The sequence below is a fragment of the Petrachloros mirabilis genome, assembly GCF_975968855.1.
In genome coordinates, this window is sequence record NZ_CDLUDY010000272.1 from 1 (window position 1) to 8,410 (window position 8,410).

Annotated in this window: 8 protein-coding genes, 1 tRNA gene and 1 pseudogene; 5 read left to right on the forward strand and 5 right to left on the reverse strand. The window is 55.7% G+C overall.

Going from position 1 to position 8,410, the window contains the following annotated elements; translation table 11 throughout:
* Positions 1 to 214: 214 nt before the first annotated feature.
* Entirely contained in the window at positions 215 to 499 is a 285-nt protein-coding gene (locus tag ACWVCN_RS11605) for a hypothetical protein (protein ID WP_455245905.1), read from the reverse strand.
* Positions 500 to 631: 132 nt separating this feature from the next.
* On the opposite strand from ACWVCN_RS11605, the gene glgC reads away from it, so the two are divergent.
* The 3 genes from glgC to ACWVCN_RS11620 are packed head-to-tail and all read left to right on the forward strand — an operon-like array spanning position 632 to position 4,759.
* A complete protein-coding gene (glgC, locus tag ACWVCN_RS11610; protein ID WP_455245907.1) occupies positions 632 to 1,870 on the forward strand; it encodes a glucose-1-phosphate adenylyltransferase in 1,239 nt (412 codons plus the stop codon).
* On the forward strand, positions 1,845 to 3,704 hold the full coding sequence (locus ACWVCN_RS11615) for a helicase-related protein (protein WP_455245908.1): 1,860 nt from the start codon (positions 1,845 to 1,847) through the stop codon (positions 3,702 to 3,704). The genes glgC and ACWVCN_RS11615 overlap by 26 nt, the downstream gene beginning before the upstream one ends.
* On the forward strand, positions 3,701 to 4,759 hold the full coding sequence (locus ACWVCN_RS11620) for a DEAD/DEAH box helicase (RefSeq protein WP_455245909.1): 1,059 nt from the start codon (positions 3,701 to 3,703) through the stop codon (positions 4,757 to 4,759). The genes ACWVCN_RS11615 and ACWVCN_RS11620 overlap by 4 nt, the downstream gene beginning before the upstream one ends.
* A 30-nt stretch (positions 4,760 to 4,789) precedes the next feature.
* Here ACWVCN_RS11620 and ACWVCN_RS11625 read toward each other — a convergent pair whose 3' ends face one another.
* Positions 4,790 to 5,785 (reverse strand): hypothetical protein, encoded by a 996-nt coding sequence (locus tag ACWVCN_RS11625; RefSeq protein WP_455245911.1) that lies wholly within the window; start codon positions 5,783 to 5,785, stop codon positions 4,790 to 4,792.
* Entirely contained in the window at positions 5,782 to 6,054 is a 273-nt protein-coding gene (locus ACWVCN_RS11630) for a hypothetical protein (RefSeq protein ID WP_455245912.1), read from the reverse strand. The genes ACWVCN_RS11625 and ACWVCN_RS11630 overlap by 4 nt, the downstream gene beginning before the upstream one ends.
* A 242-nt stretch (positions 6,055 to 6,296) precedes the next feature.
* On the opposite strand from ACWVCN_RS11630, the gene ACWVCN_RS11635 reads away from it, so the two are divergent.
* A tRNA-Arg gene (locus ACWVCN_RS11635) sits at positions 6,297 to 6,372 on the forward strand.
* A gap of 193 nt (positions 6,373 to 6,565) precedes the next feature.
* Here ACWVCN_RS11635 and ACWVCN_RS11640 read toward each other — a convergent pair.
* Positions 6,566 to 7,171 (reverse strand): annotated as a pseudogene (locus ACWVCN_RS11640) (tyrosine-type recombinase/integrase); the annotation flags it as partial.
* On the opposite strand from ACWVCN_RS11640, the gene ACWVCN_RS11645 reads away from it, so the two are divergent.
* Complete coding sequence (locus tag ACWVCN_RS11645; RefSeq protein ID WP_455245914.1) at positions 7,076 to 7,300, forward strand: hypothetical protein; 225 nt, start codon at positions 7,076 to 7,078, stop codon at positions 7,298 to 7,300. The pseudogene ACWVCN_RS11640 and the gene ACWVCN_RS11645 overlap by 96 nt on opposite strands.
* Before the next feature lie 242 nt (positions 7,301 to 7,542).
* Here ACWVCN_RS11645 and ACWVCN_RS11650 read toward each other — a convergent pair whose 3' ends face one another.
* The gene (locus tag ACWVCN_RS11650) at positions 7,543 to 8,190 is read right to left on the reverse strand and encodes a hypothetical protein (protein ID WP_455245915.1); all 648 of its coding nucleotides are present in this window, start codon (positions 8,188 to 8,190) and stop codon (positions 7,543 to 7,545) included.
* Between the last annotated feature and the right edge of the window lie 220 nt (positions 8,191 to 8,410).

An 8,410-nucleotide genomic window follows, 5' to 3' on the forward strand; every position in this document is an offset into this window, starting at 1 on the left:
GAAAGAGGCGCTGACTGGAGTCACCTCATACCCCGCGCAAAACCGTTGCATTATACAGGGTCCCCCACCACTTGGAAAGAAGCTCCTTAAGCGTTCGGCCATTGCCTGCGGGCCTGTACAGCCAGCGAGGAGACCGGAGCAGCAAACGGGATGAAGAGGATCAGTCAAGAGTTTGGGGAAGAGCGTCTGCCGGCTGTAAAATCCGACAGCAACGTTATAGAGACTTCGAATGCGATGCACGCTGGTGCTTGCGGAGGCTCACCCGCTCACGATGTTTTCTCAACAGCTGCTGACGAATAGCATTACGATCTTCTGCCACGATCCGAACCAGCCGGTCGACATCCTCCGCGTGATCACGGACCAGCTCCGACAGCTTCTGCATCTGCGCTTCCAAATGCTCAAGGCGCCATAAGATGCCTTCCTGGTTATTCAATGCTGGCTTCTTCTTTGAGGTACGGCTCGTCCTGGTCAGCGATGACACGAGTACATCTTCTTTCATACTTACTCCTTTATACTGAAGTCTTTCAATATCGGGATCCTAGAAATCGACCGTAGTATTGTCCGTCCCATCCTGGTTGTCAACGAATACAGTTCCTTCCTATTTCCACGTGGTCCTGTTAGAATCCCGCCCATGCCGAACATCTTTACGATGTTGCTCGCCGGAGGGCGGGGCGAACGTCTTCATCCACTGACTGAGCATCGGGCCAAGCCGGCGGTCCCCTTCGGCGGGAAATACCGAATCATCGACTTCACACTCAGTAACTGCCTGAACTCAGGTTTACGCAAAGTCGCCGTCCTGATTCAATACAAATCCCACTCTCTCGACCGCCATATCCGAGCAGGGTGGAATGTGCTCAACACCGAACTCGGCGAATACATTGCGTCGATCCCGCCTCAACAACGGATCAGCGAAGAGTGGTACCGCGGAACGGCTGACGCCGTCTATCAAAACCTGTTTCTTCTGGATACGGAGCAGCCGGAATATGTGCTGGTTCTGGCAGGCGACCATATCTATAAGATGGATTACATGGAGATGTTTCACTGGCTTATCGCGAAGCAGGCCGATGTAGTCGTGGGAGCCATCGACATCCCCATCGAAGAAGCAACCCGGTTTGGCGTGATGAGCGTCGACCAGGATTTTCGCGTGACGGAATTCAACGAAAAACCCAGCAACCCCACTTCGATCCCGAGAGATCCCGACAAGGCATTTGCCTCGATGGGCATCTACTTGTTCCGCACCGACAGCATGCGGGAAGAGCTCCTCGCCGATTCCCGCGAAGAAACCGCGCATGATTTCGGGAGGAACATCATTCCGCGCATGATTCGCAGTAAGCGCGTCTTTGCCTTCAAGTTCCAAGATGCCAATAAAAAAGCCGTCAAGTATTGGCGCGACATCGGCACCCTCGACGCTTATTGGGAAGCCAACCTGGATTTGGTCGCCGTCGACCCCCTCTTCAACCTGTACGACCAGCAATGGCCCATTCGGACCTATCAAGGCCAATATCCTCCTGCCAAGTTTGTCTTCGCCCAGGATTACCAAGGTGGCCGAATGGGAGTGGCGCTGGACTCCATCGTCTGCGGCGGGTGCATCATCTCGGGCGGTCGCGTGCAGAATTCGGTGCTCTCTCCGGACGTTCGAGTCCAAGACCATGCCGATGTCCGCGAGTCCGTCATCATGGAAAACGTCGTCATCGGTGAACACAGCCGGATCAAGCGTGCGATTATCGATAAAGACGTCGTCATACCGCCAAGAACGGAAATCGGATACGACCGTGATGCCGACAGCCGACGGTTCAAGGTCACGGAATCCGGTATCGTTGTGATTTCAAAGGGAATGAAATTGCATGCCTCCCTCGATTCATCCGGTTGACCTCATCAATGCACTACGACAGCGGAATCTGACACCGGCGATCGTATTCCTTACGTCGCGTCGTGCGTGCGACGAGGCTATGGATTCCTTTGACCACAGTCATTCAGTACTTCCTCCGGCGCGGCAAGAAGCCATCGCGAAGGTACTCGAGCAAGTCATCACGCAATACCCCAGCATTGCGGAACATCCTCTCATTCCGACCGTCCAGCGGATCGGAGTCGCTGCGCACCACGCAGGACACCTGCCGTCCTGGAAAATAGCCGTCGAAGAGTTGATGCGGAACGGGTGCCTAGACGCCGTATTTGCCACCACCACCCTGGCAGCCGGTGTGGATTTTCCGGCACGAACGGTGGTGATCACACAATCCAGCATTAGAAAAGCACGCGACTTTACCGATCTCACCATCGGAGAAATCCAGCAGATTGCAGGCAGAGCCGGCCGGCGCGGCAAAGACTTCGTCGGCTTCGCCATTGTCACGCCCTCTCCGTATATCGAACTCGGAGTGCTCACCAAAGGATTGACCGGCCACCCGGAAGCCATCAACAGCCAATTCGTCATCACCTATCCGATGGTGCTCAATCTCCTCAAGGCCCACCCGCTCGACCAGATCCAATCGATCCTGGCGAAGAGCTTTGCCCAGTTTCAGCTCAACCAGCGGGCCGAAGTGCTCGAACGTAAGCTCGACGATCTCCATGTCCAGATGGAGCCGTACGGCCCACGTGTGTGTACAGACTGGATTACCCAGTGGCAACTGTTCGATCAAGTTCGCCGTCAACGTACCCATCGAGCTCCCGTGAGGAGGCACGAACCGCCAGAAGTCGCCGAGCGCTTCCACTTTCTCACACCAGGACGGGTCGCAGGTCTGGCAAAGACCCGTGGTGTCGTGTTGCGCCAATACCGCAGCAAGGGACAAAAAAGCCCGATGATCACATTGCTACGCGCTGGAGGCGCCATTACGGAATGCCCTGCCGCAATCGTCACTGAGGTATTCGATCGCGTCCTCGATTGCGTCGAAGCCCCCGTTTATCCATGGAGCACGGCAGAAAGCATTGAATCGCTCTTGAGAGAATTAGAGGAATTGCCACCGCGCCTGCCTGTGCTTCCCATTATTGTTCCGAAAGATCAGGAACCGATTCCGGATTCCATCGTCCAGACGTTAGGGGACTTCTCTTGCCCAAGCTGCCCCTCACGACCGGCCTGCCAGAAGGATCATGCTCTCGCCTCCAAACTCAGACAGGAACAACACCGTCACATGAAATCGATCCAAGCCCTGCGGACAAGCCTATGGCATCGGTTTCAGGAGAAAGTGGACGCATTGCAGCACTTCGGGTACCTCTCACCGACTGCACATCTCACCGAAACCGGAGAGTGGGCCAGACTGATCCGGATCGACCATTCACTCTTGATCACCGAATTGATTCGCGCCGAAGCCTTCACGGGGGCATCGCCCGCGCTTCTTGCCGCCGTCATGTCGAGTATCGCGCACGACGACGACCGGCCGGGGGCATTCCCGCGCATCAGCGCGGGCTTAGGCTCGCTGCTCGGCCAGCTTCGCAAGCTGGCGGAGTCGCTCACTCCATATGAGGAGCCTCCACTCTTACGAGCCGACATCGCCGCTGTGACCGAACAATGGATCAGCGATCCAAACTTGACCTGGATCGGCCTTTGCAAAAAAACCACGATGGCAGAGGGAGACATCTATCGGCTTCTTGCCCGCACATTGGAATTTCTCTCGCAACTCCATACCCTCAAGGGTACACACCCGGGTCTGGCAGACTGCGCAGCTCAAGCTATCGCTGTACTCCGTCGGGGCGTCCTGGAGGAACTCCCATGACCACTGAAGAACTCGCGCAACTACTCGTTCAACAGCCGATGGCCTTGTTGCATCGCCTGGCGCGCGGCAGAATCCACCGGCATTTTCGCGTTGGCAAACGACGCCTCATCGAACTCTTACTGCGCCAATTCGCGGAAAACCGGACGGGCTTCGAGTCGGACCTCATGGCCTTGATCGGTGAAAGGAATGCTCGTGCGCCCCGGCCGCCTAAGACATCAGGATCGAGTCCCAGATATGCCTCTCAGCCACCGCGCACGATGTCGCGCCACCATGAACCGGAAACCCACGAGCCAGCCGTCACACTCAACGCATGGCTGGAAGGAATCGGAGTTCCTTCCCCGCAACCTTTCGTTCCTGACCCTTGGCAGGAAGAGGCGCTGGCAAAACTACAGCTTGGCGATGTGATCGTCAGCGTACCGACCGGAAGCGGGAAGACTTACGTCGCAGTTGAAGCAGCAAGACAGGCCATGGAAGAGAATCGGACGGTGATTTACACGTCTCCGCTGAAAGCCCTCTCAAACACCAAGTACACGGAACTTTCTCGAATCTTCGGCCCCGACCGCGTGGGAATCCTGACAGGAGACCGACGAGACAACAGTCAAGCACCCCTGTTGATTATGACGACCGAGATCTTGCGAAATCTCCTCTATGATGCCGCAGGCGGCGAAATCGACCTTCGATTGGATACCTTGGGACTCGTGATAATGGACGAATCGCAATATATCGCCGATCCAGAGCGCGGAGTCGTCTGGGAGGAGACGATCATCTTCTGCCCGTCCCAGGCCCGATTGCTGCTCCTCTCAGCCTCGATCGGGAATCCACATGATATTGCCGACTGGCTCACTTCGATCCGTTTGACCCCCTGCCAACTTATCAAACACGGGAAACGCACCGTCCCTCTGCGCGCAGGCTATCTCCATCCTGACGGCAAACTCACTCCGCTTTTCCGGACGATCGGGATCCCACACGGGCATCCGAATCACTGGCATCCGGAAGCCAGGCGGCTCTTCACCCGGTACGAAGACGAGACGATGCCGTCGGGACGCAGACGATAGAGTGGAGCAGACTGCTAGAATTGATCCCGGCTAGAACGATCCGGTGAGTCCGACCAAGGCGCCATGTCGGATCGTCTGGAATTCCTTGAGGGGGACCTGATCGGAAGAAACACCGACGGGGTGATTTTCCCATGTTCCGGCATACGTCCGGTTCCACCAAACGCGATACCCTCCTGTGAGGGCGAAATGTCGGGAAAGGATAATCTTCAGTCCTGCTTCGCCATTCGCGCCGACACCGACTCCCCACATGGAGAAACTCGGATCCTGCTGCAGATCGCTTCTCAGATGGTGGACATCCTCATTATAGACGACACTTGCCGGGCTGAATGATCCTTTGAAGGTCACGCTGAGCGGCTTGATAATTCGATATTCTATGTCGGCTCCAACTTGAATCGGAGTGATCCAATGAGTTGTATTCGTAATGGCCAATACACCGACAAGATTTGATCCCGCTGGATTACAAGTCACACCCGGTATTCCGGATGAAGTACAGACGATCTGACGAACTCCCGTAGCCTCATACTGTGTCCTCCAATACTGGACACCGCCGAACAGATCAAGATGGCCCCGATGCTCTCCGAATTCCTTCGCGCGATAGGCAACATTGAGATTCACATATTGAGTTCCCGATCCGGTGATATCGCTGTGGCTCTTGGACCACAAATGTTGGCCTCCGACAGAACTGAAATCGTCATCGATCGCGATGCCACGGTCGAATTTGACGGAAAATCCGATATCTCCCTGCGCATACCAGCGCCCGGCAAAATTAAGCCGCCCTGTTAATTCGATAATGTGCGTGTCATTGTCCTTATAGGTCAGTTTGGATGTGGGATTGCCCAGCCGCGAATCAAGACCAGATGCATTGTGGCTCCACTTGGTTTCGCCCGTTGTAAACATCCAGGAGCGAAGGGAGAACTCCATGCGTGGACTGTTGTCGGAAGGCTCCTCCTCTGCAAGGGCCTCGCCGTTTATCATCCCAAAGACCGCGGTCAGTATCACGCAGACCACAACCGTACTTCTCATCATCTCCCCCCTCCCCGCTGAATGACGACGGTATCGACGCAACGGTCTGCGGTTTCCGGCATGATACGTTGACAGGCCCCCCGGATGTCTTCCATCACGAAGGAGCGTTGAACGGTTGCTTCCCACCAGACCAGCCATGTTCCCAAACCAAACAGTGCCGCAATTCCGACGACCCATTGGACGATCAACCTGACCGGAAGGGAATGCGCAGTTGTGACCGGCACAGGGAGATCATCTTTCCGCACAACCTGCAAGATTTTCAACAGTTGCATGCCTCTCATACTTTGGATAAAGAAGCGGTCACTCCGCATCATCCTACGGCAGAAAGCATCATCTGGAAAATCATTTTCAATCTCTTGCTGTGCCCGACCTCCCTTGACCCGCAAGCCCGCTGCCCTGTATAACCGCAGCCTGCATATACGGTTTTGAGTCTTGATTTCGGAGTGCCGAGTTTAGAACACCGCTTGGCAACTCAGAACTCATAACTCTTAGCCCAGAACTCTCATCAAAATAGGCGCCCGTAGCTCAATGGATAGAGCACCAGACTACGGATCTGGGGGTTACAGGTTCAACTCCTGTCGGGCGCACCACTAAATCAACAGGTTGTGCATTTCCCGCCAGTGGCTCCTCTTCTTTGGTTAAGGTTTTGGTTAAGGTTCCAGAACCGGTTTTGATCCCAAACCCGAAGAGGCTGCCTCGGTTGATCCCGTCTTTGAGGTGATGTGGGGCGAGGTGTGCGTAACGGAGGGTTGTCTCGATGTCTTGGTGTCCCATGATCTCTTTGACCGTGACCAAATCCACGCCGGCCATGACGCGTCGACTGGCAGCGGTGTGTCGAAGCGTGTGCCAACAGGCTCCTTGAATGCCCGCTCGTCGTAAGGCCGGCTCGTACGAACGACGCTCGAACGCTCGAGCATCCAACAGATGGTCCTTACCTCTGATGCCGGGAAACACGAACGCGGAACTCATAAAGCTGTCCAACGACCGAAGGAGATGCTTCGCTCCTTCGCTGAGCGGTACATGGCGAGTCTTGCCGCCTTTGGGCATCGGGATGGTCAAGACGCCATTCTCGAGATCCACCTGATCCCACCGAAGGGGAAACTGCTCCCCCTGCCGGAGCCCGGTCTCAATCGCAAACGCGACAAGCTTCCAGTCCGCCGGTGCCATGACATTCTGTAAGCGATGCAACTCTTCATCGTTTAGGAAACGCGTTCGATTCACTTCAGGAAAGAACTTCACGCCGCTGACCGGATTCCGATCGATCCACCCTTCCTTCATGGCCAGCATGAGGACATGGCGGAGAAACGAAAAATGTCGATTGATCGTCGCATCACTCCATCCCCGGCCCTTTGGTTCTTTCCCCTGCCGCTTGAGCGCGTCGAATTTCAGCCGACGGGCTCGCATCGTGGTTTGCAAGCGGCGCAATTCTTCCGTGGTGATTTCTCGGAGGAGGCGACCACCAAGCAACAAACCCCAGCGTCTCCCATACCGCTCCTCGTTTCCGACCCCACGGTTTGAGCACCCATCCAGATACCGACGGATCCAGGCTCGCAGCGTGATGTCTTTCGAGGGAGCAAATTGTTCGGGGAAAAACTTTTTCTCTCGAATCTCCGCCTTGAGTCTCCCATAGAGCGTCTTGGCCTGCGTCTTCGTATCACACCGATAGGTGCGAGCGCGTCCGTTCACGAAGACCTGAACCCACCAGCCGGGTCGATCCTTTCGTTCAAAGATGCCGCGATCCTTGCCGTCCTTACGTGCCATTAGCGGTGGTCCTTTCTCACTCTCGTGGTGTTGGCCTTTCTCCACTTCCGTGAGGCCACGCGCATCTGGCAACGTGGATCACAAAAGAGCTGGTCGCTTCGCCCGGCGACAAAGATACGGTGACATTCCTGACAGGGTCGAACACGGCCTGCATAGTGCGCGAGTAAGACGGCGACACGGTATTCGAACTCTTTCGTCTTCGGCTTGGTCGCCACCAAGAGACTCCCATGGCGATCATGAAACGCCCCCGCACCCGTCACAATTAATGTGAGGGCGGGAAATTTGATCGGCGCCACCCCGTGTTGCCACAAGTGCTCGAAATGGCCGCGAATCGTTCGTTGGAGCTGCATGGCTTCTTTCCGGCTCGGCAGCGTGTACTGCAACGCCTCGTCGGGGAGCGCTTGAACGCTCCATCCACTGGCGACCACAACGGGCAAGGGATGTGTTTCGAGGCTGTCTGCTTCGGCAAAGCTCGCCACCTCGTAGGCGATGACCATCCATTCCGTCGGCGTCAGGGCGTCGAGATCGAGTTGGATAAAATTAACGAGCCACCCGATTGGCCCGTTGGGAGTTGTCGTAATTCGTTCCCAGGCCTTCTTCATTTCACGGTCAAATGGTTCTTGAGTAGCACGCCGCGTCGGATTCATCGCCTGCGGTCTCCGTGTTCCATCATGCCCTCACGCGTCGAGACACGCTCATCCCATAGTGGCAGAAGAATTTGGCATCGAGACAAGGCATTTTCGTCGCAAAACACTTGGGTCCTGCGATCCCCTATGGTAATGGACTAGTCATAGATCATGTCTATAATTTATTAGCCATGATGCTGTCAATCCCATTCAACACACGGAGGTGCATCGATGAGACCCA